Source organism: Collinsella aerofaciens (genome assembly GCF_039836695.1).
Taxonomy (GTDB): Bacteria; Actinomycetota; Coriobacteriia; order Coriobacteriales; family Coriobacteriaceae; genus Collinsella; species Collinsella aerofaciens_BD.
In genome coordinates, this window is record NZ_JBDPAC010000017.1 from 1 (window position 1) to 25,615 (window position 25,615).

Annotated in this window: 21 protein-coding genes, 1 tRNA gene and 1 riboswitch; of the genes, 20 read left to right on the forward strand and 2 right to left on the reverse strand. The window is 61.0% G+C overall.

Translation table 11 applies throughout. The features are described from left to right. Window positions 1-103: 103 nt before the first annotated feature. Complete coding sequence (locus tag ABG996_RS08040) at window positions 104-805, forward strand: DUF4013 domain-containing protein (RefSeq protein WP_347479550.1); 702 nt, start codon at window positions 104-106, stop codon at window positions 803-805. Window positions 806-936: 131 nt separating this feature from the next. Here the strand turns inward: ABG996_RS08040 and ABG996_RS08045 are convergent, their stop codons facing one another. Continuing rightward, complete coding sequence (locus ABG996_RS08045; RefSeq protein WP_117640272.1) at window positions 937-2,400, reverse strand: M20 family metallopeptidase; 1,464 nt, start codon at window positions 2,398-2,400, stop codon at window positions 937-939. A gap of 162 nt (window positions 2,401-2,562) precedes the next feature. On the opposite strand from ABG996_RS08045, the gene ABG996_RS08050 reads away from it, so the two are divergent. From ABG996_RS08050 to ABG996_RS08105, 12 genes are all read left to right on the forward strand, one after another. Continuing rightward, window positions 2,563-4,206, forward strand: a complete 1,644-nt coding sequence (locus ABG996_RS08050; RefSeq protein WP_347479499.1) for an amidohydrolase — start codon at window positions 2,563-2,565, stop codon at window positions 4,204-4,206. A 918-nt stretch (window positions 4,207-5,124) separates the two neighbouring features. Continuing rightward, on the forward strand, window positions 5,125-5,418 hold the full coding sequence (gene groES / locus ABG996_RS08055; protein WP_022094351.1) for a co-chaperone GroES: 294 nt from the start codon (window positions 5,125-5,127) through the stop codon (window positions 5,416-5,418). Window positions 5,419-5,514: 96 nt separating this feature from the next. Beyond that, on the forward strand, window positions 5,515-7,152 hold the full coding sequence (gene groL, locus ABG996_RS08060) for a chaperonin GroEL (protein WP_347479502.1): 1,638 nt from the start codon (window positions 5,515-5,517) through the stop codon (window positions 7,150-7,152). A gap of 369 nt (window positions 7,153-7,521) precedes the next feature. Then, a riboswitch (FMN riboswitch) is annotated at window positions 7,522-7,714 on the forward strand. 6 nt (window positions 7,715-7,720) lie between these two features. Continuing rightward, a complete protein-coding gene (locus ABG996_RS08065) occupies window positions 7,721-8,311 on the forward strand; it encodes an ECF transporter S component (RefSeq protein ID WP_347479504.1) in 591 nt (196 codons plus the stop codon). Further along, window positions 8,308-10,212 carry an energy-coupling factor transporter ATPase gene (locus tag ABG996_RS08070; protein WP_347479505.1) on the forward strand — a complete coding sequence of 635 codons (1,905 nt, stop codon included), beginning with the start codon at window positions 8,308-8,310 and terminating at the stop codon, window positions 10,210-10,212. The genes ABG996_RS08065 and ABG996_RS08070 overlap by 4 nt, the downstream gene beginning before the upstream one ends. Further along, window positions 10,212-11,012: an energy-coupling factor transporter transmembrane component T family protein gene (locus ABG996_RS08075; RefSeq protein ID WP_347479507.1), complete on the forward strand. Its 801-nt coding sequence runs from the start codon at window positions 10,212-10,214 to the stop codon at window positions 11,010-11,012. Before ABG996_RS08070 ends, ABG996_RS08075 begins: the two co-directional genes overlap by 1 nt. 30 nt (window positions 11,013-11,042) lie before the next feature. After that, entirely contained in the window at window positions 11,043-11,489 is a 447-nt protein-coding gene (locus tag ABG996_RS08080) for a pyridoxamine 5'-phosphate oxidase family protein (protein ID WP_347479509.1), read from the forward strand. Between the two features lie 44 nt (window positions 11,490-11,533). Continuing rightward, window positions 11,534-11,944 carry a pyridoxamine 5'-phosphate oxidase family protein gene (locus ABG996_RS08085; RefSeq protein WP_347479511.1) on the forward strand — a complete coding sequence of 137 codons (411 nt, stop codon included), beginning with the start codon at window positions 11,534-11,536 and terminating at the stop codon, window positions 11,942-11,944. Window positions 11,945-12,210: 266 nt separating this feature from the next. Further along, complete coding sequence (argC, locus tag ABG996_RS08090; protein WP_347479513.1) at window positions 12,211-13,281, forward strand: N-acetyl-gamma-glutamyl-phosphate reductase; 1,071 nt, start codon at window positions 12,211-12,213, stop codon at window positions 13,279-13,281. A 135-nt stretch (window positions 13,282-13,416) separates the two neighbouring features. Continuing rightward, the gene (gene argJ, locus ABG996_RS08095; RefSeq protein ID WP_347479515.1) at window positions 13,417-14,685 is read left to right on the forward strand and encodes a bifunctional glutamate N-acetyltransferase/amino-acid acetyltransferase ArgJ; all 1,269 of its coding nucleotides are present in this window, start codon (window positions 13,417-13,419) and stop codon (window positions 14,683-14,685) included. A gap of 81 nt (window positions 14,686-14,766) precedes the next feature. Next, the gene (gene argB, locus ABG996_RS08100; RefSeq protein ID WP_055252306.1) at window positions 14,767-15,747 is read left to right on the forward strand and encodes an acetylglutamate kinase; all 981 of its coding nucleotides are present in this window, start codon (window positions 14,767-14,769) and stop codon (window positions 15,745-15,747) included. 69 nt (window positions 15,748-15,816) lie between these two features. Then, window positions 15,817-17,100: an aminotransferase class III-fold pyridoxal phosphate-dependent enzyme gene (locus ABG996_RS08105; protein ID WP_347479516.1), complete on the forward strand. Its 1,284-nt coding sequence runs from the start codon at window positions 15,817-15,819 to the stop codon at window positions 17,098-17,100. A gap of 613 nt (window positions 17,101-17,713) precedes the next feature. Here the strand turns inward: ABG996_RS08105 and ABG996_RS08110 are convergent. Beyond that, window positions 17,714-17,789 (reverse strand) — tRNA-Val (locus tag ABG996_RS08110). A 187-nt stretch (window positions 17,790-17,976) separates the two neighbouring features. On the opposite strand from ABG996_RS08110, the gene asnB reads away from it, so the two are divergent. The 7 genes from asnB (at window position 17,977) to dtd (ending at window position 25,497) form a co-directional block, all read left to right on the forward strand. Then, window positions 17,977-19,857 carry an asparagine synthase (glutamine-hydrolyzing) gene (asnB, locus tag ABG996_RS08115; protein WP_347479518.1) on the forward strand — a complete coding sequence of 627 codons (1,881 nt, stop codon included), beginning with the start codon at window positions 17,977-17,979 and terminating at the stop codon, window positions 19,855-19,857. 111 nt (window positions 19,858-19,968) lie between these two features. Then, window positions 19,969-21,531 (forward strand): Mur ligase family protein, encoded by a 1,563-nt coding sequence (locus tag ABG996_RS08120; RefSeq protein ID WP_347479520.1) that lies wholly within the window; start codon window positions 19,969-19,971, stop codon window positions 21,529-21,531. Between the two features lie 107 nt (window positions 21,532-21,638). Beyond that, window positions 21,639-22,550 (forward strand): HAD family hydrolase, encoded by a 912-nt coding sequence (locus ABG996_RS08125; protein WP_346976717.1) that lies wholly within the window; start codon window positions 21,639-21,641, stop codon window positions 22,548-22,550. Window positions 22,551-22,601: 51 nt separating this feature from the next. Further along, window positions 22,602-23,486, forward strand: coding sequence for a glutamate racemase (gene murI / locus ABG996_RS08130; RefSeq protein ID WP_195920122.1), 885 nt, complete (start codon window positions 22,602-22,604; stop codon window positions 23,484-23,486). A gap of 53 nt (window positions 23,487-23,539) precedes the next feature. Next, a complete protein-coding gene (gene rph, locus ABG996_RS08135) occupies window positions 23,540-24,265 on the forward strand; it encodes a ribonuclease PH (protein WP_347479523.1) in 726 nt (241 codons plus the stop codon). Window positions 24,266-24,405: 140 nt separating this feature from the next. Next, window positions 24,406-25,047, forward strand: coding sequence for an RdgB/HAM1 family non-canonical purine NTP pyrophosphatase (rdgB, locus tag ABG996_RS08140; protein ID WP_347479525.1), 642 nt, complete (start codon window positions 24,406-24,408; stop codon window positions 25,045-25,047). A gap of 3 nt (window positions 25,048-25,050) precedes the next feature. Then, window positions 25,051-25,497, forward strand: a complete 447-nt coding sequence (dtd, locus tag ABG996_RS08145; protein WP_347479527.1) for a D-aminoacyl-tRNA deacylase — start codon at window positions 25,051-25,053, stop codon at window positions 25,495-25,497. The last annotated feature ends 118 nt before the right edge of the window (window positions 25,498-25,615 follow it).

Below are 25,615 nucleotides of genomic sequence, written 5' to 3' on the forward strand. Positions count from 1 at the left end.
GCGCCTTTAGACGCGAGCCCGGGGCCCGTGGGTTATACCCTAAGAGCAAACCACCCTTTTTAAGGGTGGTTCTGATTACGGCTCTTATGCGCTCGAGGCTGCGCTGTTTGGCTCGCTTGGCCTGCTTGTCCTGGCGCTAATTGCCTCGGCGATTCTGGGTGTCTTCTTTAAGATGTTCGCCGACATCGCCGTGATGCACTTTGCGGTGACCGGGCGTGTCGAGAGCGCGTTTTCGCTCGATAAGGTCTGGGCGGCGTTTAAGCACAACAAGACCAAGCTGTTCTGTGCTTCGTTCCTTCCCGAGTTTTTGACGGGCCTGGTCGCCAACGTTGTCACATGGATCTTGACGGTCGTCTTTGGCGCCATTGCCTCTGTCGGTATGTATAGCTACTACTATCGTCCTACGGGTATTGAGGCAATCGTTACCGGCGGTGGCGTCACGCTCGCGCTGTTCTTGGTGCTGGTCGCTTTCGTCACCGTATTTCTTACGGTCTTTGGCAAGATGCTCAAGCACCGTGCCGTTGGCTATTGGGCCGCACGCTATGCAAGCGAGTGGGCCGATGAGGATAAGGACGACGTCCTGACTTTTGTGTTGCCCTTCGAGAAGAAGTCCACCCCTTCGGGTTACGGTGCTCCGGATGCTTCGCCGGCACCTGCACCCGCTCCCGCGACCGAGCCTGAGCCGGCGCCCGAGCCTGAGACGGCATCTGAGTCCGAGCCTGCACCTGAGCCTGCGCCTGAGCCGGCACCTGCACCTGAGCCGGCGTCCGAGCCAAGCTCCGACGAGGAGCCTCAGGACGAGTAGCCACGCCGCCTGCTATTTGGGGACGGGGTAGAAATGGTAGAAATAGCGCTTGAAGAATGAGCGGGGGCGGACGTTTCGATACGTCCGCCCCCGCTCTGCTTTAGCCAGGCTGTTATGGATGGGTGTGACGACTACTCGTCGTGCTTCTCCTCGCGGCGTGCAGCAGCGCGTGCGTCGTGGATGCCCTTGATCGCGGCATGGCGAGCCGTGCGGGCATCATGGATGGCGTCGCGAGCCTCGGCGCTCGTCGCCTTGGCAGAGCGCAACTTGGCGGCCAGATCGGGGTTGGTTTCGGCGACCGCGGTAATCGCGGGGCCGTCGAGCTCCTCTTGCGTGGGCTCGGCCAAAAAGTCGATAGCATACTGGGCGGCCACCATGGAGCCCTTTGCCAGCACGGTCTCGTCGATCTTGTAGAAGCAGGAATGTTGGGCGTACGTGGCGCCAATCTTGGGGTTGCGCGTACCTACAAAGGCGAGCACGCCCGGTACGCGACGCAGGTACTCCGAAAAATCCTCGCCCGAAAGCGTGCCGCGATAATGGCCTTGGCCGGTGGGGCCCAGGCACTTGATTACAGCCTGACGGCAGCGCTCGCTCGAGGCGGCGTCGTTTTCGACCTTGTAGTTGGCGATGGTGTAGTCGGTGAGCTCTGCCTCGGCGCCCAAGGCGGCCGCGGTATGCTCCACGATGCGGCGCATAAGCTCCGGCATTTCCTCGTGGGTCGAATCGCCGTAGGTGCGCACCGTGCCGGCGAGGTAGGCCGTGCCGGCGATAACGTTGCGCGCGGTGCCGCCGTGCAGCTCGCCGACGGTGATGACGGCCGGCTCGTAGGGGCTGATTTCGCGCGAGACGATGGTCTGCAGGGCGTTGACGATCTCTGCGGCCACCATGACGGCGTCGTGACCGCGCTGGGGCATGGCGCCGTGGCACGAGGTGCCGCGTACATCGATACGGAACCAGTCGGTATTGGCCATGCGCGGTCCGGGCTCGCAGCTCACGGTGCCGGCGTCGACCTCACTCCAGATGTGCGCGGCGTAGGCGCCATCGACGCCGTCGAGCACACCCGTGCCGATCATGAGCTTAGCGCCCTGGCCGTTTTCCTCGCTGGGCTGGAATACGATGCGGACTTCGCCGTGGATGTCGTCGGTCATATGGCGCAGGATTTGCAGCGTTCCGAGCATCATGGCGATATGGCAGTCGTGGCCGCAGGCGTGCATGCAGCCCTCGTTGACGCTGGCGAACTCCTCGCCGGTCTGCTCGGTGACGGGCAGGGCATCGATGTCGGCGCGCAGCAGGATGCGGCGGCGTGGCGTGCCGTCCTCGCGGTAGGCATCCGGCGCGGTGCCGCGAAGGGTCGCCACAAGGCCCGTCTTAAGGGGACGCTCGTAGGGGATATTCATGGCGTCAAGCTGGTTGGCGATGTCGGAGGTCGTGCGCTCCTCGGCGAGGCTCAGCTCCGGGTGCTTATGGAAGTGGCGGCGCTGCTTGATGATATAGGGCTCAAACTCGGTAGCGATATCTTTGATGGCTGCGGTGACGTCGTCAGCCGCGCGAGCCTCGGTCGCCGCCATAATCTGCTGTGCCTTGGTCTTCGTCATGGTCGATTTGCTCCTTGCTGGGTTGATCGCAAAATCGTACAGGCTCTCTCCAGTATGCCACCTGCCGCTAGGGCTGGTAAAGTTGCCGTTTGCCGCTTGGGGTTTTGTTACAAGGGCGGGGGAGTACACTCGGGGGTGTTGAATTTCCTGCCAGAGATGGGGATGCCCATGCAACATATCGATCGGATTATCCGCTCCAAGAACGTCTTTACCGCGCAAGACGGCATCGATACCGCCCGCGAGCTGGCGATTGCCATCGCAGGCGACCGTATCGTCGCAGTCGGTGCGCCCGATGACGTGATCGCCGCCGCTCCCGCCGCCACGTCGGTTATCGACTACGGCGAGCAGTTTGTCTGCCCCGGTTTCCATGACGCTCATCTGCACTTCTTCCATACCTCGGTCGGTTCCTCGCCGTACATGCTTATGGATATGGGCACGTCCGAGGCGGCGCTGGTGCAACATGCGCTCGAGTTTTCCCAGGACCTGCCCGACGACGCTTGGGTTGTGACGCAGGGCTGGCGCGACTACCGTTGGGACCCGCCCGAGCATCCTACCAAGGCGTCGCTCGATGCGGCATTCCCCGATCGTCCCTGTGTTATGTATTCGGGCGACGGGCACACGCTTTGGCTCAACAGCCGCGCACTCGAGGCGCTCGGCGTCACACGCGACAGCGAGCCGCCAGCGGGCGGCAGCTACGACAAGGATGCAAACGGCGAGCTCACGGGCATTGCTCACGAGGCGGCTGCCATGCAGCTGCTACCGCGCTGCCTTGAGTGGCTGGGCGAGGATCGCATCGCAAGCGCTTACGCCGATCAAATGAGGCGGATGGCCGAGCAGGGCATCACCTCGATATGCGATATGTCGCTCATGCCCATGCCGGGCTGCGATTTTATCCGCGACGACGTCTACGACAAACTGCAGGCAGCCGGCAAGCTGGGCATCCGAGCCCATCTGTTCCCCACGCTGCTGGATGACCAGTCGCGCTTGGAAGAGCTGCAGGCCCGCTACGCGAACAACGCGCTGCTCTCGGCACCGGGCTTTAAGCAGTTCTTCGATGGCGTGTCGAGCGAACACACGGCCTATCTCACCGAGCCCTATACCAATCCGCGCTTCCCGGGCGACCAGGGCCGTCTGACAGTTCCTGCCGAGCGCATGCGTAAGCTGGTTCTGGCGGCTGCGGAGCGTGGCCACACTGTGCGTATTCACGTCATCGGCGACGGTGCCATCCATGCTGCGCTCGATATCTTTGAGGAGGCCGCCGAATTGTACGGCCTGCCCCAGCACGGCCATAATACGCTCGAGCATCTGGAGAACCTCTTGCCCGAGGACATCGATCGTCTACGCAAGCTTAACGTCGTTGCCTCGAGCCAGCCCTGCCACATTACACTCGACCCGGGCGGCCCCGAGCGCGATCTGGGCCTGGAACGCAGCCGCATCATGTGGCCGTTTGCGACCTATAAGCAGCGCGGCATCCGCCAAGCCTTCGGTACCGACAGCCCTATCACGCCCGTTACCAGCATGAACGTGCTCTACACGGCTATTACGCGCCAGGACCCCAAAAGCCACTGGCCCGAGGACGGCTGGTTACCGAGCGAGCGCATCGATGCAGCAACAGCCCTGCGCAACTACACCCTGGGCAGCGCCTATGCAGCGGGCGACGAGCAAAACCTCGGCAGCTTGGAGCCCGGCAAGTATGCCGACCTGGTAGTCCTGGACCAAAACCCGCTCACCATCGACCCCCAAGAGCTCCAGGCTACCAAGGTTCAGACCACCTACCTGGCAGGTAACTTGATTTACGAGCGCTAAGTATTCATGCCGTACCGTTAAGCGCGGCTCGGGCAGCCTTTTTGGGATAGCGCTCGAGCCGCGTTTGCGTTTTGGTGGGGATCCGCCATGAGCGTCCCTGCTCTGTTGGATTTGGGTGCGGGGCGGAGGTGCTGCTGCCCCGCGCTCAATTTGGACACCAGCAATGCTATCTCTTGGTGTTTTGCATACTTCCCATTACAGATTGCATAAAAAGGCTGGGATGTCCTTCCTGATCCTGATGTACCCCCGCCCGTGCCGTGCAAAAAACGGAGTATTCAGCACCGCGAGCTCTGCCGGTGCCGCTGCGGCTGAGTAACGTTGCGGAGATTGACGTCATTTTGGGCTCCGGTACGGCGCGAAGCATGCCTTTTTGTCCTGGCGGGGTTTGCCTGCCGACTCAAATCGCCGGTCGAAGGCGTCCTTGGGACCAATATGGTGTGTCCGGCGTGTATGCAGCCGTCCTGGCTTGCTGAATACTCCCAAAAATGCACGGTGCTCCCCAGGGGACCCGTGCGCGCAACGAAAACCATGCCCATGTCGCTATCCGCATCGCCATTTTGCTGCACTGACTTTTCTGAATGCCGGGCTCGAATTAGTTAACCTGCCTCCCGTGTGGCTCCGGAGGGGCGGGGCATAAGGTTTATCGCGAGTTCCGCACGAGCCGAAGGCCACTTAATGTGGCCTTCGTGCGAGCAGGACTGCCCGAGCAGGAAACCTTACGCCCCGCCCCTCCGGAGCCACACGGGAGGCATCGCTAAGTTATCCCCCGGCATTCAGAAAATCTAAGTGCCAAAAAATAAGATTTTTTGACTCCGTGTTGTATAACCCGCCATTCGTGGGTACCATTCAACGCGTACGCAAACAAAAAGGGTTAATTCGCGTGGTATAACCGCGCGGCCCAAAAAGGAGGAGACAAGCATGTCGTCTTTGAAGCCGCTTGCAGATCGTGTTCTGGTCAAGCCCGACGAGGCCGAGCAGAAGACCGCTTCTGGTCTGTACATCGCCAGCAACGCCCAGGAGAAGCCGCAGCGCGGCACCATCGTTGCCGTGGGCGCCGGCAAGGTCAACGACAAGGGTGAGCGCATCCCCATGGACGTCAAGGTCGGTGACGTTGTCATCTACGGTAAGTTCGGTGGCAACGAGGTCAAGGTCGACGGCGAGAAGTATCTGCTGATGCGCGCCGACGACATCTACGCTGTCGTCGAGGCCTAGTCTCGTCAGAATCTCTGATTCGTCTTTGAACGCGCCCGCCGCATAGGACTCGGAAGCGGCGACGCGAGTCACATTTCTTTTGGAGGATTACCTACCATGGCAAAGAACATTACGTTCAACACCGATGCCCGCGCTAAGCTTGCCAAGGGCGTCAACACTCTGGCCGACGCCGTTACCGTCACCATGGGCCCCAAGGGCCGCTACGTTGCGCTGCAGCGCACGTTCGGTGCTCCGACCATCACCAACGACGGCGTTTCCGTCGCCAAGGAGATCGAGCTCGAGGACAACATCGAGAACATGGGCGCTCAGCTGGTGAAGGAGGTCGCCACCAAGACCAACGACACCGTGGGTGACGGCACCACCACCGCAACCCTGCTCGCTCAGGCCATCGTCAACGACGGTCTGCGCAACGTCGCCGCTGGCGCCAACCCGCTGGCCATCCGTCGCGGCATCGATAAGGCCGTCAACGCCGCCGTCGCCGAGATGAAGAAGCAGGCCAAGCCGGTCGAGACCAAGGAGCAGATCGCTTCCGTCGGTACCATCTCCGCCGGTGACCCCGAGGTCGGCGAGAAGATCGCCGAGGCTATGGAGGTCGTGGGCAAGGACGGCGTCATCACCGTCGAGGATTCCCAGACGTTCGACATCACCATCGACACCGTCGAGGGCATGCAGTTTGATAAGGGCTATGTCTCCGCTTACTTCGTCACGGACAACGACCGCATGGAGGCCGTGATGAAGGATCCGTACATCCTCATCACCGACCAGAAGATCTCCAGCGTTCAGGACATCATGCCCGTTCTCGAGGCTGTCCAGCGCGCTGGCCGTGGCCTGCTCATCATCGCTGAGGACATCGACGGCGAGGCTCTGCCGACCCTGGTCCTCAACAAGATCCGTGGCGCCCTCAACGTCTGCGCCGTCAAGGCCCCGGGCTACGGCGATCGCCGCAAGCGCATCCTCGAGGACATCGCCGTCCTCACCGGTGGCCAGGCTGCCCTGGACGAGCTGGGCGTGAAGGTCGCTGACATCACCGCCGATATGCTCGGTACCGCTAAGTCCGTCACCATCTCCAAGGACAACACCGTCATCGTCGGCGGCGCTGGCTCCAAGGAGGCCATCGACGCTCGTATCGCTCAGATCAAGGGTGAGATGGAGAACACCACCTCTGACTTCGACCGCGAGAAGCTCCAGGAGCGCCTGGCCAAGCTCTCCGGTGGCGTTGCCGTCATCAAGGTCGGCGCTGCTACCGAGTCTGAGCTCAAGGAGATCAAGCATCGCGTCGAGGACGCCCTGCAGGCTACCCGCGCTGCTGTCGAGGAGGGCATTGTCGCTGGCGGCGGCGTCGCCTTCATGGACGCTGCTCCTGCGCTCGACGCTGTTGAGATCGACGACCCCGAGGAGAAGATTGGCGTCGATATCGTCAAGAAGGCTCTGACCGCTCCGGTCGCTACCATCGCCAAGAACGCTGGCTTTGAGGGCGCTGTCGTGGTCGACAAGGTTGCCGAGCTGCCCGCCGGCCAGGGTCTCAACTCTGCCAACGGCGAGTGGGGCGATATGATCGAGATGGGCGTCCTCGACCCCGTCAAGGTCAGCCGCGTCACCCTGCAGAACGCTGCTTCTGTCGCCAGCCTGATTCTCATCACCGAGGCTACCGTCTCCGATGTCCCCAAGAACACTCAGCTTGAGGACGCAATCGCTGCTGCTACCGCTGGTCAGCAGGGCGGCGGTATGTACTAAGGCCGACAAGGTCTAGAACTCCCACCGGGAATCCGGGGGCGGGACGGGGGCTTCTCTCCGGAACGTCCTCGGACATGCAAAGAGGCTCCGCATCGCGCTTCGCGCTGCGGAGCCTCTTTGCGTCCTGCGGAATATTCCGGAGAGAAGCCCCCGTCCCGCCCCCGGATTCCCTGCGTTTACGGCCTTGAGGTCGGCGGGCGTAGAAGGACGTGGTCGATAGGAGTACGTGTCCCTTCGCTGTTTCGCGCTTTGCGCGAAAGGCGCGCTACTTTGGGATGGGTGGGGAACGTGGTTGTTGCGGCAACTGATCCCCGCCACAAATTACCCTCGGCATACTTGCGCGAGCGATTGCTCGTGCTACACTTGCAATTGCTGTTTCAGGGCGGGGTGGAATTCCCCACTGGCGGTAAATCGGGCGGTGTCAAAGGGACGCCGTGGCGCAGGTGAGATGCCTGCGACCGAGCCGATGAGTCCGCGACCCGTGTGTGCGTTGGTTCGCATGCCGGCTGAACTGGTGAGATCCCAGTACCAACGGTTAGAGTCCGGATGAAAGAGGCAGGTGATCTTAATGTCTGAACAGTCGCAGCATATCCATTTTGAGAACACGAATAGGTGGAGCACCAAACAGCTCGTTACCATGGCGTTGATGTGCGCCTTGGGCGCCCTGTTTATGTACGTGCAGCTGCCCATCCTTCCTTCGGCGCCGTTTTTGACCTATGATCCGTCGCTGGTGCCGGCGATGGTGTGTGGGTTTGCGTATGGCCCTGGTGCCGGCACAGCTGTTGCCGCCATGGCTATCGTTATCCATGCGCTTACCACGGGCGATTGGGTCGGTGCGCTTATGAACTTGGTTGCCACGCTGGGCTACATTCTGCCCGCGGCTATCGTCTACCAGAAGATGCACACCTATAAGGGTGCCGTGATTGGTCTGGTGCTCGGCGTCATTGCCGCTACGGCGCTGTCTATGGTCGCAAACCTTACCATTGGCGTATGGTTCTGGTATGGCTCGGTCGATGTGATCGCACCGCTCATGATTCCTGCCGTGCTGCCGTTCAACCTTATCAAGACCGTGCTTAATTCGGTATTGACGCTTGCGGTGTACAAGGCGGTCTCCAACCTCATCACGCCTAAAAAGGGCCAGGTCAAAGGCCGCGCATGATTGAGTGTCGGGGCATCTCATTTAGCTACGACGGCGTTGCGAAAGCACTCGACGGTGTCGATCTGAACATCGAGGACGGTGAGTTTTTCTGCATCCTCGGTGGCAATGGGTCGGGCAAGTCGACGTTTGCCAAGCACCTGAATGCGCTGCTGCAGCCCGATGCGGGCACGGTACGTATCAACGGCATGGATACGTCCGACCCCGAGCTGGTCTACGACATTCGCTCGACCGCGGGCATGGTGTTCCAGAATCCCGACGACCAGCTGGTGGCAACGCTTGTCGAAGATGACGTTGCGTTCGGTCCCGAAAACCTTGGCGTGCCATCGGCGCAAATTGCGCAGCGCGTACGCGAGGCGCTGAAGGGCGTGGGCCTGGTGGGCTTTGAGCGCCACGAGACCCATGCGCTCTCGGGCGGACAAAAGCAGCGCGTGGCGCTTGCCGGCGTACTTGCCATGGAACCGCGCGTGCTCATCTTGGATGAGGCTTCCTCGATGCTCGATCCGCGTGGGCGCAAGGGCCTCATGAAGGCTTGCCGTGCGCTCCACGATCGTGGCATGACCATCGTGATGATTACGCACTTTATGGAAGAGGCTGCCGAGGCCGATCGCGTTGCTGTCTTCCAAGCGGGCCGCGTTGCCATGTTGGGCACGCCCGAGGAGATCTTGACGCAGGCGGACGAACTCGCGCAGCTCAACCTTGATATGCCGGAGTCGTGCCGTTTGGGCGTGGCGCTTCGTGCGAAGGGCGTGCCCGTTTATGCGCAGGTGCGCGAGGCGGATATGGTCGCCGGTATAGCGCAGGCTTATGCCGAGCGGAGTAGGACAGGCATCGCCGGGCGGCCTTTCGCATTCGATCCTCGTATTCCCGACAACGTTTCCTCTGCGCTCGATGGCGCAGACGCGCTGGAGCCCGTTATCGAGATTTCGCACCTTTCGTTTAGCTATTCGCTCAGTCCGCGCGAGCGCCGCCGCTGGCATAAGCGCTCGGCCACTGCGGGCAAATCGAGCAAACAGGCTCTCTGGGGAAACGACCCAAGCAGCCCGTGGGCGCTGCGCGATGTATCGCTGACGGTGCGTCGCGGCGAGTTCCTGGGCTTGGCAGGTCATACCGGTTCGGGTAAGTCGACGCTGGTCCAGCATCTCAACGGTTTGATTCGCCCCCAGGAGGGATCCGTTCGCGCGCTGGGGCTCGATCTGTCAAACAAGAAAGACGCCGCCGCGGTTAAGGCCAAGGTCGGCGTGGTGTTTCAATATCCTGAGCGTCAGCTGTTTGCCGAAACCGTGGCGCAGGACGTGGCGTTTGGTCCGCATAACCTTGGCTTGCCGCAAGATGAAGTCGACCGTCGTGTCGAGTCATCGCTCTTGCGCGTGGGCCTCGACCTTTCCACGGTCGGCGACAAGAGTCCCTTTGAGCTTTCGGGCGGTCAGCAACGGCGCGTGGCATTCGCCGGCGTGCTCGCCATGGAGCCCGAAGTCCTGGTGCTCGATGAACCCATGGCGGGGCTCGATCCGGCTGCGCGCAGGGATTTCCTAGGGCTCATCGATCGACTTCACCGCGATGGCCTGACCGTTGTCATGGTTTCGCACAGCATGGATGACCTGGCCAATTGCTGCGACCGTATTGTCGTGATGAACGAGGGCGCGGTGTTTGCCGAGGGCACGCCCACTCAGGTTTTTGCGCATGCGGATGAGCTTAAATCAATCGGCTTGGGTGTTCCCGCTGCCCAGCGCATGGCGCTGACGCTTGCGAAGGCAGGCGTGCCGCTGCGCTTTGACGGCCTCTATACGGTTGAGTCGCTGGCAGATGAGTTGGTGGACCTGCTAATCGGTCGCTCGGGCGGTCCTTCTAACGTCGCGGACATTGCTAAATCCAAGACGGTCGCGCGAGAGGAGGGCTGCTGATGGAGGCGTTTTCGTTTGGTAGTTACTATCCCAGCGATAGTGCAATTCACCGCCTGGACCCGCGAACCAAGTTGCTCTTGGGCTTTGTGTTTCTGATCACGACGCTCACAGTCAGCAGCTTCCGCGGACTGGCCCCTGTCACAATTTTCGTCGTGCTGATCTATGCCGTGTCTCGGGTGCCGGTTCGTCGCGTTCTGTCGTCGATGGCGCCGCTGCTGGCAATCGTCGTCGTGGTCGCGGTGCTCAACTTGTTTACCGATCAGAATGGGCGCATCCTGTGGCAGCTCGGATTTTTGCAGATAAGCGAGGGCTCGCTGCGTTCTGCCGTCTTTATGGCGTGCCGCCTGACGTTGATGATGGCCGGCATGAGCGCCATTACACTCACCACGCCGACGCTCGATCTCACCGCGGGCTTTGAGCGCCTGCTCGCGCCGTTTGCGCGTGTGGGACTTCCTGCGCACGAGCTCGGCATGATCATGGGTATCGCGCTACGCTTTATGCCGCAGTTTGCCACTGAGATGAAGCAGACGGCCGATGCACAAGCAAGCCGCGGCGCGCGCGTGACGGGCGGTCCGCTCGGTGGCGTACGCATGCTCGGCAGTGTGGCGATTCCGCTGTTCACCGGCGTGTTCCGCCATGCCGAGACGCTGTCTGCTGCCATGGATGCACGCTGCTATCATGGCGAGCAGGGCCGCACGCGCCTGCATGCGCTTGCATTTGGCCGCGGCGATGCGTTCGCGGCGGTGGTGACGGCGTTGCTGCTCATCTGCGTCATCGTCATCAATCTTCAACTTGTTTAGGCGCGATTCGAGCGCAAGAAAGAGGTCCCTATGACCGACAACGACCGCACGGCTCAGCTTGAGCGCGCCTGTTCGTATCTCAGGCGCATTCCGGCGTGGTATCTGGCCACGACCGATGTGGCCGATGGACATCAGCCCCGCGTGAGACCGTTTTCGTTTGCCATGGTCGATGACGGTAAACTGTGGTTTTGCACGTCGCGCGACAAGGATGTGTGGGCCGAGCTCAGCGCGAATTCCAAGTTTGAGCTCTCGGGCTGGAAGCCGGGGGAATGTTGGATCGTGTTGACCGGCGAGGCCGCACTTGAGGACGACGCAGTTGCGAGCGACAAGGTGCGTCAAGCGGGTTTTAAGCACATGGTGGGCATCGGCGAGGAACACGAGAGCGCCAACGACGGCCGCCTTGCTTTCTTTTCGGTCCGCAACATTGCCGCCCGCTTCTGTGATATCGACGGCAGCGAGGAGCGCCTGGAGCTCTAGCTCACACAAACCAGGCTCTCAAACTGGCTAATACAGGAGGACACATGGACGGATTGAATACGGTGTTGGAGTATCTGACGTCGGTGCCGGCGTGGTACTTGGCGACGAGCGTGGACGGGCAGCCGCATGTGCGTCCGTTTTCGTTTGCGCAGATCCAGGACGGCAAGCTGTGGTTTGTGACGGCGCGCACCAAGGATGTGTGGCAGGAGCTGCTGCAAAACCAACGCTTTGAGGCCACGAGTTGGTGGCCGGGCCATGGCTGGCTTATCTTGCGCGGGCATGCGGGTCTGGATGACCAGGCCGCTCCCGATATGCGCGAGGCAGGCTGGAGGCACCTGGAGCGCCTAGGCGAGCACTACGAGGGCGCAGGCGATCCCACGCTCGTCTTCTTTAGCGTCGAGGATCCCGAGGCTTTTATCTGCAACCATGACGAATGGGTGCCGGTCAAGCTCTAAACGAGTCTCCCAGCAAGCTTCGACAATTCAAATTCTCGCATGTAGCGGGTCCCACATTGCAACGTCACCGTAAGGCGCACTGGGTAATATGGGGCCCGCATTTATTTGTCAATTCTTTCAAGCGAATGTGTCGGGATTGTTTCAATGCATGAATATGCAAGCCATTTACGTGTTCATGCATCTTTTGGTGCTAAAGTTTCAACCCACTTCATAACGACCACTGCGAAATGCGCATCGGTGCATAAATCGCAGACAAGGAGTCTGATATGTCATTGAAGGTTGGAATCGTCGGCGCGGCTGGATATGCCGGAGCCGAGCTCATTCGCCTCGTGCTCGGCCATCCCGAGTTTGAACTTGTTGCCATTACGTCCAACGCCGATGCCGGCCAGCCGCTGTCCGCGGTGTATCCGAGCTTTGCTGGCGTGAGCGATCTGGTTTTCACCACGCATGACGCCCCCGAGCTTAAGAGCTGCGATGCGGTTTTTCTTGCCGTGCCGCACACGGCTGCCATGGCACAGGTGCCCGCGCTGCTTGCCGCAGGCGTTTCCTGCTTCGATTTGTCTGCCGACTACCGTCTGAGCGATCCGGCCGTGTTCGAGGCGTGGTATGCCGCCGCGCATACGAGCCCCGAGCTGCTCAAGACGCGTGCTTTCGGCCTCCCCGAGCTGTTCTGCCAGGACTTAGAGACCGCTGCTTCCAGCCATGCCGACGGCAAACCCGTGCTGGTCGCCTGCGCCGGTTGCTATCCCACCGCAACGAGCCTTGCTGCCGCTCCTGCCGTGCGTGCGGGCTGGGTGGCCGAGAACGGTCCCGTGATTGTCGATGCCATCAGCGGTGTAACGGGTGCCGGCAAGTCCTGCAACGCTCGTACGCATTTTTGCAGCGCCGACGAGAACTTGGAGGCCTATGGCGTAGGCAAGCATCGTCATACGCCCGAGATTGAGCAAATCCTTGGCCTGACCGATCGCATCGTCTTTACCCCGCATCTGGCACCGCTCAAGCGTGGCCTGCTCTCCACGGTGACGCTGCCGCTCACGCCGCAGGCCATCGACTCCCTGGCTCTTGAGGACGTTGTCGACTATTACAAGCAGTTCTATGCCGGTCGCACCTTTGTGCGCGTGCTCGACGCCGACCAGCAGCCCAAGACGGCTTCGGTCGTCGGCACCAACGCCGCCCAGATTGGCCTCGCGCTCAACAAGCGCGCAGGCGTGCTGGTGGCGACGGGCGCCATCGACAATTTGTGCAAGGGTGCTGCGGGCCAGGCGGTCCAGTGCGCCAACATCGTTTTTGGCTTTGACGAGCGACGAGGCTTGCTCACAGTGGCGTGCCCGGTGTAGCACATTCGATTGTTAGCGATTTGGTAGTCGGGTATCGAGTTGGGCGCCACTTTTAAGCTGGTCTAGTAGTTGCGACCGGTATGGCGTGCCAGCCGATGCCCGCTTTTTTGTTTGATATAAGGAGTCGTAGGGACGATGAACACCGACCTGATTGATATCAAGATTCGCGCCGTCGAGGGCGGCGTTACGGCTGCGGCTGGTTTTAAGGCTGCAGGCATCCACGCTGGGTTCCGCAAGAACCCCGAGCGTCTGGATTACGCGCTCGTCGTGCCTGATAAACCCTGTCCCGGCGCCGGCGTGTTTACGACCAACCGCTTTTGTGCGGCGCCCGTGCAGGTGAGCCGTGCCAACCTGGGCGGTGCGGACAAGGGCTATGGCATTATCGCCGGTGTTTCAATCAACTCTGGCAATGCCAACGCCGCCACGGGTGAGACCGGCCTTGCATGCGCGCGCGAGACATGCAACATCGCATCGCAGGTCATCGGCTGCGAGCCCCAGCAGATTCTGGTTGCCTCCACGGGTGTGATTGGCCAGATTCTGCCGATCGACACGTTTGAGACCGCCATTCCTGCTGCCTACGAGGTACTTTCCGCCCACGGTGGCGCCGATGCCGCTCGCGCCATCATGACGACCGACACGCACTCCAAGGAGTACGCCGTGTCCTACGTCAGCGAGGCTGCGGGACACACAGGCAATGCCTATACGGTGGGCGGTATGTGCAAGGGCTCGGGCATGATCATGCCCAACATGGCCACCATGATCGCGGTCATCACTACCGATGCCCCCGTCGAGCCGGCGGCGCTCCACGCCCTGCTGCTCTCGACCGTCAAGCAGACCTTTAACAAGGTAACGGTCGATTCCGACACCTCGACCAACGACACCTGCATCATGCTTGCCTCCGGCGCCGCTGCCGCAGATGCCGAGCCTATCGTCGAGGGCTCCGATGCCTTCGACGAGTTGGCATTTGCCGTGCACGAGGTGTGCGAGAGCCTGGCGCGCAATATCGCCGCCGATGGTGAGGGCGCATCCAAGCTTGTTACGGTCAACGTTACCGGCGCCGTGAACGACGAGGAGGCCGATATCGCCGCCCGTGCCGTTGCCAACTCGCCGCTCGTTAAGACCTGCATCGCCGGCCACGACTGCAACTGGGGCCGTGTTGCTATGGCACTCGGTAAGTGCGGCGTGAAGTTTAATCAGGAAGACGTTTCCATTGACATGATGGGCATGCCTGTCTGTCACGACGGTCTGACTGTTCCCTTTGACGAGGACGAGGCTCTGCGACGTTTCGAGGCGCCCGAGATCGTGATCTCGGCCGACCTGGGCGCAGGCGACGCGGCAACGACTGTGTGGACCTGCGACCTCACGCATGAGTACATCTCCATCAACGGCGACTACCGTTCCTAGATTCCGGGCACGCTGCGCATCTTGCCGCGATTGCGGACAGCGGAGCACGGCGCGATAACGATACGAAAGACGAGGCAGATTATGAAATTCGCACGCGATTGTCGTTCGAGCGAATCCAACGAAGCAACCGCGCAGCTGCTGTTCGAAGCGCTGCCGTGGATTAAGAACCTGACCGGCAAGACGGTTGTTATCAAATATGGCGGAGCCGCCATGGTTGATGAGCAGCTGCGCCGCGACGTGATGAGCGACATCGTTTTGCTCAAGATCATCGGCATGCGCCCCGTTATCGTGCACGGCGGCGGCAAGGCTATCAACGAGGCGCTGAGCCATTACGATATTCCCGTCGAGTTTAAGAACGGCCAGCGCGTGACCACGCCGGCGACTATGGATATCGTGCGCGAGGTGCTGGGCGGCAAGGTTAACCAGGAGCTGGTTGCTGCCATCAACCACCACGGCAACCTGGCCGTGGGCGTGTCGGGCAGCGATGCCGGCACGCTCATCGCCGAGCCGCTCGACCCCGAGCTCGGTCGCGTGGGCAAAGTGACGCACGTCAACACCGACTATATCGAGCGCTTACTCGATAGCGAGTACATCCCCGTCATCGCTACCGTCGCGGCGGGGGAGGACGGCGGTTTCTTCAACATCAACGCCGATACCGCCGCCGGTGCCGTTGCCGCGGCGCTCCACGCGCATAAGGCAATCTTTTTGACCGATGTCGATGGTCTGTACAAGGACTTTAGCGACAAGGACTCGCTTATCTCCAACCTAACGCTCGACGAGGTTAACGAAATGCTCTACGGCGGCGAGGTCGATAAGGGCATGATTCCCAAGCTGCGTGCGGCCGTCGATGCGCTTACTGGCGGCGTATTTCGTGCCCACATCATCAATGGCACGACGCCGCATTCGCTGCTCCTGGAGCTGCTGACCGATGCCGGCGTCGGCACCGTGATCCATTCCACCGAGACGGCTTACGAGTTCGATACGCATCCGCATCCGCTTTCGACGTTTGCTGCGCGTCTGACCGAGAACCTTGACGAGGTCGAGAAGCTTCAGACGGTCTAGCTGACCCGCAGCCGCCCCATTCCTGCACCCATAGCCCCGCGCCGTCTGGCGCCCAACGAAAGGCATCCCATGTCACTTGCAGCTCAGCAATCGCTTGAATCCCATTACGTTATGCATACCTTTGGCCGCTCTCCGGTCGAGTTTGTCGAGGGTCACGGCATGAAGCTCACCGGCGACGATGGCCGTGAGTACCTCGACTTTCTTGCCGGCATCGGCGTGTGCAGCCTAGGTCATGGCAACCTGGCTGTGCTCTCGGCGCTCGAGGCACAGACCAAAAAGCTCATGCATGTCTCCAATTACTTCTACATCGAGCAGCGCGGACAGGTCGCGGCGCTGCTGTCCAAGCTTGCTAACGACGACGTAGATGGTGCGCGCGTGCTTGCCGATGCCATTGTCGCCGGCGATGAGACCACGGCAGCTGCTCTTGGTGCCCCGGCTGCGGATGAGCAGGTTTGGGAGACCTTCTTTGCCAACTCTGGCGCCGAGGCCAACGAAGGCTCGATGAAGCTCGCGCGCCTGTACGCCAAGCGTGCCGGTAATGGCGGCAACACCATCGTGTGCATGCGCGGCGGGTTCCACGGCCGTACGCTCGAGACCATTGCCGCCACCATGCAGGATTGGCTGCAGGACAGCTTCCGCCCACTGCCGGGTGGCTTTGTGGCCTGCACGCCCAACGATGTTGATGAACTGCGTGCGATCTTTAAGCAGCTGGGCAGTGAAATTTGCGCCGTGATGCTCGAGCCGATCCAGGGTGAGAGTGGCGTGCACCCCATGACCGAGGAGTTTATGGCGGCGGCGCGCGACCTGGCACACGAAGTGGGCGCCGTGCTTATCGCCGACGAGGTCCAGTGCGGCATCTTCCGCACGGGTAAGCCGTTTGCATTCCAAACCTATGGCGTGGAGCCTGACATCATGAGCCTTGCCAAGGGCATTGCCGACGGCGTGCCCATGGGTGCCGTGGTGGCAAAGAAGGAAATCGCCGACGTCTTTAAGCCCGGCGATCATGGTTCGACCTTTGGCGGTAGCTGCCTGGCCATCACGGCGTGTGCCGCGACGCTCTCCGCGCTCGTGCGCGGCGATTATGCCGACCATGCTGCCAAGGTAGGCGCCTATATGGAGGCAAAGCTCGCTAAGCTGCCGCACGTGACCGAGGTGCGTGGCCGCGGCTTGATGCTCGGCTGTGATTTGGATGATGCTGCGGGCGATGCGCATGATATTGTTGCCCGCGCGCTGGCCGCCGGTGCCGTGATTAACGCTACGGGTGCCCATACGCTGCGTTTCCTGCCGCCGCTCGTCTGCGAGGAAGCCGACGTGGATAGTCTGATTGAGATCCTGTCGGGTGTCTTGGGCTAACGCGGTGCAATAACTCAATTTGGACCGGGTTCCGGACTGCTGACGTGCCCTATGCGGCATGATTCAGCGGTCTGGAGCCCGTTTTGCCTTAGATTTGCTAAGGCAGGGGGACCTGCTGACCAAAAAACAGTAAATATGAGTACTGCTACCGATTTGGTAGCAGCAGTTTTGGACTAATAAGGCCAGATATCAAGTCGAAATGGCGATGAATACACGATTTTGATCTAACTGTTAGTCCTTATAATGGACATATGTTGCGTAACTTAAGCAAATACTGTCTTTTTATATGTTGCAAACAAAGTAGCAGTACTCATTTTTGCCATTTTTTGACCACGGCCTTTGTGACAGACGTGCTGGCGGGTTCGAATCCCATGCGCTGGGCATGAAAAAGGAAAGGCCTCCATCGCTGGAGGCCTATCAAATCAGTGGTGGGCGATGAGGGATGTCCGCGTGCGGCTCCGCCGCCCGCTCTCGCTTCGGGCCTACGGCCCTCGCGTGCTGCGCTGGAAAACGCTTGCGCGTTTTCTCAGCTCCGCACCCTGTCGGGTTCGAATCCCTCTGCGATGGGCCCAAAAAAAGAAAGGCTCCCATTGCTGGGAGCCTATCAAATCAGTGGTGGGCGATGAGGGATTCGAACCCCCAGCCTTGTGCGTGTAAAGCACCTGCGCTAACCGTTGCGCCAATCGCCCGTGCGGAGAGAGTATAGCAAAACAATCGCCCCATTCACCTCATATCCATTAAAGGTAACCGGCGCGTGTCACAGCGGAGCTGATTCAGTTGAGATTGCCTGAACATTCCGCCCCTCTTTACGCCCTCGGGTATACTCAAAAGCTACTGATTCGATTTGATGCCCAGCAACAGCAGAGGGGATAGTATATGTGCGGTTTTGTCGGTTTTGTCGGTGGGACGGATAACCAATCCGAGGTGCTCACCAAGATGATGGACCGCATCGTCCATCGCGGTCCCGACATGGGCGGTCAGTTTATCGACGGCCGCGTTGCCCTCGGCTTCCGCCGCCTGTCGATCCTCGACCTGACCGAGGCTGGCGCCCAACCCATGGCCAACGAGGACGGTAGCGTCGTCATTGTCTTCAACGGCGAGATCTACAACTTCCAAGAACTCCGTTCTGAGCTCGAGGCCAAGGGCTACAAGTTCCACTGCGGCGCCGACACCGAGAGCCTCCTGCACGGCTACGAGGAGTGGGGCGAGGCCGTTCTCGATCGCCTGCGCGGTATGTACGCCTTCGTCATCTGGGACAAAAAGAAGAACAAGCTTTTTGGCGCCCGCGACATCTTTGGCATCAAGCCGCTCTACTACTATCCCATGGCCGATGCGGGCGACGGCGCTCCGGGCGTGCTCTTTGGTTCCGAGATCAAGAGCTTCCTGGACTACCCGCACTTCCACAAGGCGGTCAACAAAAAGGCTCTGCGTCCGTACATGACGCTGCAGTATTCGGCAACCGAGGAGACCTTCTTCGAGGGTGTCTACAAGCTGCCGCCGGCGCACTACTTTACCGTCGATATCCCGACCGGCAAGATGAACATCGAGCGCTACTGGGATTGCGATTACTCTGCCGTCGAGAAGCCGTTCGAAGAGTATGTCGATGAGCTGGACGAGGTCGTGCACGAGAGCGTCGAGGCCCATCGCATCGCCGACGTCAAGGTCGCGTCGTTCCTCTCCGGTGGCGTCGACTCTAGCTACATCGCCGCTTGCCTCATGCCCGACAAGACCTTCTCGGTGGGCTTTGACTACAAGAACTTTAACGAGACCAACTACGCCAAGGAGCTTTCCGATAAGCTCGGCGTCGAGAACGTTCGCAAGATGATTACCGCCGACGAGTTCTTCGGTGCGCTCGAGGACATCCAGTATCACATGGACGAACCGCAGTCCAACCTGTCTTCCGTGCCGCTGTGGTTCTTGGCCGAGATGGCCCGCAAGGACGTTACCGTCGTGCTTTCGGGCGAAGGCGCCGACGAGCTCTTTGGCGGCTACGCCTACTACGAGGATACGGTCCCGGTGCGCAAGTACAAAAAGATGGTGCCGCTGCCCGTCCGTCGCGCGCTCGGTAACCTGGCGCTGCATATGCCGTACTTCAAGGGACATAACTTCCTGGTCAAGGGTGCCGAGATCCCCGAGAAGTCGTTCCTGGGACAGGCTCTGGTATGGCCGGAGCGCGAGGTCGACGGCGTGCTCAAGCCCGAGTACAACACCGGCGACGGCGCCTTCGAGCTCGCTGCACCCATCTACGCACGCGTGAAGGGTCAGCCCGAACTGGTCAAGAAGCAGTACCTGGACATGAACATGTGGCTCCCGGGCGACATTCTGCTCAAGGCCGACAAGATGTGCATGGCACACTCGCTGGAGCTGCGCGTGCCCTTCCTGGACCGCAAAGTCATGGAGTTCGCCGAGCACATTCCCGACCGCTACCGCATCAACGAGAACGGCAACAAACAGGTACTCCGCCACGCTGCCAACAAGTCGCTGCCCGATGAGTGGGCCACCCGTCCCAAGGTGGGCTTCCCGGTGCCGATTGTCTACTGGCTGCGCGAGCAAAAGTGGTACGACTACGTCAAGGAGTACTTCACCGCGCCGTGGGCAAGTGAGTTCTTCGATACCGACGAGCTCATGCACCTGCTCGACCTGCACTTTGCGGGCAAGGGCGATTTCCAGCGTAAGATCTATACGCCGCTCGTGTTCTTGGTGTGGTACAAGCGCTTCTTTATCGACGAGGACCAGCCCGCTGTTCAGGCTGCCTAGCCTCGGCTGACGAACGCCTGCGCGTAACGGCTCCTCCGGGAGCCGTTTTTGCGTGGGTGCGTTTCAGTTACTATAAAACCGTCCCTGCCAAATGGCTGAGAAAGGTGAAAGATGCACCATTCGGATTCCGCGACCGTGACCACGGTCGATACGCTTGCCAAGCTGCTCGATGTGTGCGGCGAGTTGCGCGCATCAGAGCAGGTTGACGAGCGTGCCGTGACCGGCTGCTCGTTTGATTCGCGCGTGGTCTCGGCAGGTGACGTGTTCTTCTGCAAAGGTGCTGCCTTTAAGCCCGCGTTTTTGAGCATGGCGCTCGATGCGGGCGCCGTCGCATTTGTGTGCGAGGAGTCGCTGGTCGAGTCTCTGGAGCCGCTGGCGCAGGAGAGCGGTGCTGCGATGCTGGTTGTTGATAGCGTTCGCACGGCCATGGCCCTGTTGCCGCCGGAGGTCTACGACCGTCCCGACCACGACGTCAAGATCGTGGGCATCACCGGCACCAAGGGAAAGACCACGGCCGCTTTTATGCTCCAGTCCATCATCAAGGCGGCGGGCGAGTCCTGCGGCATGATCGGCTCGGTGAGTACCGACGATGGTATCGAGTGCTACGAGAGCACCAATACTACGCCCGAGGCCCCCGAGGTCTGGCGCCATATCGCCAACTGCCGCACGTCCGGTCGCCAGTCCATGGTCATGGAGGTCTCGAGCCAGGCGCTCAAGTACCAACGCGTCGAGAATCTGCCGTTTGACGTGGCGTGCTTCCTCAACATCGGCCGCGACCACATCTCGCCGATCGAACACCCCACGTTTGAGGATTATTTTGAGAGCAAACTCAGGATCTTTGACCAGGCAAAGACCGCCGTGGTGAATCTGGGCACCGAAGAGGTTGACCGTGTGCTGGGGGCAGCGTCGACGGCCGAGCGCTTGGTGACCGTTGGCGTCGAGCATCCCGAGGCAAGCCTGTGGGCGAGCGATGCCCGCATGCTCGGCTTTAACATCGAGTTTAACCTGCACGGCATGAGCGCCGACGAGCCCGAGGCGGGGGAGAAGGTCCTGCTGGGTATCGCGGGCGACTTTAACGTGGAGAACGCGCTGGTCGCTATCGCCGCTGCGCGCGAGATCGGCATCGGTATCGAGGCCATCAAGAAGGGCCTCTCCAAACTGCGTGTGCCGGGCCGTATGGAGGTCGTGGAGTCGAAGGACGGCCGCGTGATCTGCGTCGTCGACTATGCGCACAACCAGCTTTCGTTCCGTTCGCTTTTCTCGTCGGTCAAGCGCGCGTTTCCCGCCAGCCCCGTCATTGCGGTGTTTGGCGCTGCCGGCGGCAAGGCGCAGGAGCGCCGTGAGCAGCTTCCGCGCGAGGCCGCACCATATTCCGACCTGATGATCTTTGCCAACGAGGACCCGGCTCACGAGGACCCGATGAAGGTCTGTCGCGAGCTTGCCGAGCATGTTCCCGACGATACGCCGAACAAGATCATCCTCGACCGCGAAGCCGCTGTGCATGCGGCGTTCAAGGCGGCGCGCGAGGAGTACGTCAACCCCGATGCTCCCACCATTGTCTTGCTGCTGGCAAAGGGTGACGAGGAGCTCATGCACGTGGGCGACGAGTTCGTGCCCATCGAGAGCGACCTTTCGCTGGCCAATCGCCTGATCGATGTTACCCAGTTTGACTAATGAACCATGATGGCGGCGGCGCCCTGAGTGCGCTGTCGCCATAAGCGTGTTCCCTCAATCAAAACATGCCGTCCAAGTCCAAACCCTTCTACGTAAACGGAGTAACCATGTCCCACAACACCCTGCCGACCGTTGCCGAGCTTTCGGGCGAGATGCGCGAGCGCTTGGCCAAGGTCAAGTACGTCTTTACCGACCTGGATGCCACGATGCTCGCGCCCGGCTCGTGCGTGCTGCGCGACAACGACGGCAACCCCTCGACCAAACTCGTCGAGGCCGTCGTGGCGCTCGCTCGCGCTGGTATTCAGGTGGTTCCCACCTCGGGCCGCAATCGTACCATGATCCACGAGGACGCGCGCGTGCTCGGCCTCAACTCCTACATCGGCGAGATGGGCGGCCTGGTCATGTACGACCTCAAAGCCAACGATTGGGAGTATCTGACCGGCGACATGCCTTACGACCCCGCCTGCGGCCTTACTCCGCACCAGGTGATCGAGCAGACCGGCGTGTGCGAGAAGATCCTTGCCCGCTGGCCGCACAAGATCGAGTACCACAACGACATGTCGACCGGCTACAAGTACCGTGAGGTCACCGTCGGCATGCGCGGCGATGTGCCCGACGATGAGGTCCAGGCCATCCTGGACGAGGCCGGCTGCGGTCTGATCTGGGCTTGCAACGGCCATCTGACTCACCTGTCCAAGCCGACGACGCTCGAGCTCGATCGCGTCGAGGACGGTCGCGCCTTCAACATCAATCCGGCGGGTCTTAACAAAGGCGTTGCCATTGCGCGCTTCTGCGAGCACCTGGGGATCGAGCGCGAGGAGACGCTTGCGCTCGGCGACTCCGAGTCCGACTTCTACATGGCCGACCATGTTGGCATGTTCTGCCTGGTCGAGAACGGTCTGACGAGCGCCGGTGCCCCGGAGTTCTTGGACGCCTGCGACAATGCCTATATTACGCGCGGCAAGATTGTCGACGGTTGGGTGGCAACGGCCGAGCTGCTGGTCGCAGCCCGTTCGTAGCGCGACGCATCACGATTGGTCGCATTTTTCGAGAGAGAATCTGGTGAGGTAATGTCCGATATCGATAATATGGCCGGGGACACGCGTCCGATCGGCGTGTTCGACTCGGGCCTGGGCGGCTTGACGGTCGCGCGCGCGATCGCAACGGCACTTCCGCACGAGTCCGTTTACTATTTCGGTGACACTAAGCGCTGCCCTTATGGCACGCGCACCGAGGATGAAGTGCGCTCGTTTGCGTTGCAGGCGGGTCGTTGGCTTTCGAAGCACGACGTCAAGATTATGGTCATCGCCTGCAACACGGCGACCGCTGCGGCCTTGCGTCTGGCCCAGCAGGTGCTCGACGTTCCCGTGATCGGTGTGATCGCGCCGGGTGCCCGTGCGGCAATCAACAGCACGCGTACGCGTCGCGTGGGCGTGCTCGCCACCAACCTCACTATTCGCTCGGGCGCCTACACGCGCGCCATTCAGGATCTAGATGCCGGCGTCGATGTATACGGCTGTCCTGCCTCGAGCTTTGTCGAGGTTGTCGAACACGAGCTCGCCTCGGGTGCACACCTGCAGGAACAGTGGCTTGAGAACGAGGACATCTTCGATACGCCTGCCGTGCGTGCGCTGGTGGGTGCCACGGTTGAGCCGCTGCGCGACCACGGTATCGATACCGTGGTGCTTGGCTGTACGCATTTCCCGCTGTTGGTGGGACCTATCCGCCATGCACTGGGGCCTGGGGTGCGCGTCGTGAGTTCCGCCGAGGAGACCACGCGCGAGCTGACCGATATCCTCACGCGCCGCGAGCAGCTGGCGGGCGACGCAGCCGAGCCGCAACATCGTTTTGCAACGACGGCCGATAATATTGCCGAGTTTGCGGTGGCGGGCAGCTTTATCTTTGGTCAGCCGCTCAAGAGCATCGAACATATCGATATCGATGAGCTGAAATAGATGTAAGGCAGCCGCCAAGCCTTCGCCACATCTTTTGCCGAAAGGATATTTCTATGGAGTACATGCAGGTCAACCGCGCCAACGGCCGCGCCGCCAACGAGTTGCGCCCCGTTAAGCTCACCCGTGGCGTCATGAAGCACGCCCACGGCTCGTGTTTGGCCGAGTTCGGTGACACGCGCGTGCTGTGCGCCGCCACTATCGAGGAGGGCGTGCCGGGCTGGCGAAAGGGAGCTAAGGCCGGCTGGGTGACCGCGGAATACGCCATGCTGCCGGCGTCGACCGGCAAGCGCTGCAAGCGCGAGCACGCCAACCGCAAGGGTCGCTCCATGGAGATCGAGCGCCTCATTGGCCGCAGCCTGCGTACCGTCGTCAACATGAAGGCGCTCGGCGAGTACACCGTCACCGTCGACTGCGATGTGATTCAGGCCGATGGCGGCACGCGTACAGCGAGCATCACCGGCGCCTGGGTGGCGCTGCACGACGCCCTCGCCATGTGGGTCGAGGCGGGCAAGATCGAGCGCATCCCGCTTACCGGCCAGGTGGCTGCCATCTCTATGGGCGTTGTCGACGGCAATACGCTGCTTGACCTCGATTATTCCGAGGACAGTCATGCCGAGGTCGACATGAACCTCGTCGCCACCGACACTGGCGAGATGATCGAGCTCCAGGGCACCGGCGAGCGGGCGCCCTTTGACCGCAAGCGCCTCAACGCCCTGCTCGACCTGGGCGACAAGGGTATCGCCGAGCTCATCGAGCTTCAGCGCCAAGCCATCGCCTAACCTGCCAAAAGGGACAGGTTTATTTTGGTAGGTTTTATCTGCTGAAATGCTGCGTTGAAAGGTCCGATCGCCTGAGAGGGGAGAGGTCAAGTGCCCAAACGCCCCTCACGCGGCTTGCTATAGAGACAAGGAGGCCAGTCATGGCACTTGAGAAGATTGACATCGACACCCTCGACCCGGCGGCGATCATCGTCGTGGCAACGGGCAACGCCCATAAGCTCACCGAGATCGAGGCCATTTTGGGCAAGGTCATGCCCGAGGTGCGCTTTGTGGCGCTCGGCCAGCTGGGTGATTTTGAGGATCCCGAGGAAAACGGCACGACGTTTTTGGAGAACGCCATCATCAAGGCCCAAGCCGCGGTTGAGGAGACGGGCCTTATGGCCATTGCCGACGATTCGGGCCTGGTCGTCGACGCGCTGGACGGCGAGCCCGGTGTGTATAGCGCGCGCTATGCGGGCGTGCATGGCGACGATGCCGCCAACAATGCAAAGCTGCTCGTTAACCTGGAAGGCGTGGCGGACGAGGATCGCACCGCACGCTTTATGAGCGTCGTTGCGCTCATCGACACGGATGGTCTGGTTACCTATGGCGAGGGCGCCTGCGAGGGCGTTATCGCGCACGAGGGCCGCGGCGATCACGGCTTTGGCTACGACCCGCTGTTCCTGCCGGTCGATACGCCGGGCAAGACCATGGCCGAGCTCACGGCGGACGAGAAGAACGCCATCAGCCATCGATTCCATGCACTCGAGCATCTGTCCGCCAAACTGACGGGCGAGGAGTAGACCGTGCGTGCGGTGGTGCAGCGCGTGCTCAACGCCGGCGTGACGGTCGACGGCGAGTGCGTGGGTCGCATTGGACGCGGCTACCTAGTGCTGCTTGGCGTGGGTCACGGTGACTCGCGTGCCGAGGCCGACAAGCTGTGGGGCAAGCTCCGCGGCCTGCGCATCAACGAGGATGAGAACGGCAAGACCAATCTGGCGCTTGCCGATGTCGACGGCGAGGTTCTCGTGGTGTCGCAGTTCACGCTGTTCGCCGACTGCCGCCACGGTCGCCGTCCGTCGTTTACGGATGCCGGCGCCCCCGATGTCGCCAACGAGCTCTACGAGTACTTCCTGACGCTTGTGCACGAGGACGTTGAGCATGTGGCGCACGGCATCTTTGGCGCCGATATGAAAGTCGACTTGGTCAACGACGGCCCATTCACCATCGTCTTGGACACCGACAACCTTTAGGTTACGCGGTTTTACCAAACCGCGTAACAACTGGTCATGCGAGATTGTCGTCTGGTACGTATTCGAGACCGGGCTTTTTTAGCTACTTGCGTATGGCCACAACAGGGTGCTATAGTAT

Excerpts from the sequence above, each read along its gene's own strand:
- ABG996_RS08045 (WP_117640272.1), bottom strand. The coding sequence starts at position 2,400 with ATGACGAAGACCAAGGCACAGCAGATTATGGCGGCGACCGAGGCTCGC.
- ABG996_RS08050 (WP_347479499.1), top strand. The coding sequence starts at position 2,563 with ATGCCCATGCAACATATCGATCGGATTATCCGCTCCAAGAACGTCTTT.
- groES (WP_022094351.1), top strand. The coding sequence starts at position 5,125 with ATGTCGTCTTTGAAGCCGCTTGCAGATCGTGTTCTGGTCAAGCCCGAC.
- groL (WP_347479502.1), top strand. The coding sequence starts at position 5,515 with ATGGCAAAGAACATTACGTTCAACACCGATGCCCGCGCTAAGCTTGCC.
- ABG996_RS08065 (WP_347479504.1), top strand. The coding sequence starts at position 7,721 with ATGTCTGAACAGTCGCAGCATATCCATTTTGAGAACACGAATAGGTGG.
- ABG996_RS08070 (WP_347479505.1), top strand. The coding sequence starts at position 8,308 with ATGATTGAGTGTCGGGGCATCTCATTTAGCTACGACGGCGTTGCGAAA.
- ABG996_RS08075 (WP_347479507.1), top strand. The coding sequence starts at position 10,212 with ATGGAGGCGTTTTCGTTTGGTAGTTACTATCCCAGCGATAGTGCAATT.
- ABG996_RS08080 (WP_347479509.1), top strand. The coding sequence starts at position 11,043 with ATGACCGACAACGACCGCACGGCTCAGCTTGAGCGCGCCTGTTCGTAT.
- ABG996_RS08085 (WP_347479511.1), top strand. The coding sequence starts at position 11,534 with ATGGACGGATTGAATACGGTGTTGGAGTATCTGACGTCGGTGCCGGCG.
- argC (WP_347479513.1), top strand. The coding sequence starts at position 12,211 with ATGTCATTGAAGGTTGGAATCGTCGGCGCGGCTGGATATGCCGGAGCC.
- argJ (WP_347479515.1), top strand. The coding sequence starts at position 13,417 with ATGAACACCGACCTGATTGATATCAAGATTCGCGCCGTCGAGGGCGGC.
- argB (WP_055252306.1), top strand. The coding sequence starts at position 14,767 with ATGAAATTCGCACGCGATTGTCGTTCGAGCGAATCCAACGAAGCAACC.
- ABG996_RS08105 (WP_347479516.1), top strand. The coding sequence starts at position 15,817 with ATGTCACTTGCAGCTCAGCAATCGCTTGAATCCCATTACGTTATGCAT.
- asnB (WP_347479518.1), top strand. The coding sequence starts at position 17,977 with ATGTGCGGTTTTGTCGGTTTTGTCGGTGGGACGGATAACCAATCCGAG.
- ABG996_RS08120 (WP_347479520.1), top strand. The coding sequence starts at position 19,969 with ATGCACCATTCGGATTCCGCGACCGTGACCACGGTCGATACGCTTGCC.
- ABG996_RS08125 (WP_346976717.1), top strand. The coding sequence starts at position 21,639 with ATGTCCCACAACACCCTGCCGACCGTTGCCGAGCTTTCGGGCGAGATG.
- murI (WP_195920122.1), top strand. The coding sequence starts at position 22,602 with ATGTCCGATATCGATAATATGGCCGGGGACACGCGTCCGATCGGCGTG.
- rph (WP_347479523.1), top strand. The coding sequence starts at position 23,540 with ATGGAGTACATGCAGGTCAACCGCGCCAACGGCCGCGCCGCCAACGAG.
- rdgB (WP_347479525.1), top strand. The coding sequence starts at position 24,406 with ATGGCACTTGAGAAGATTGACATCGACACCCTCGACCCGGCGGCGATC.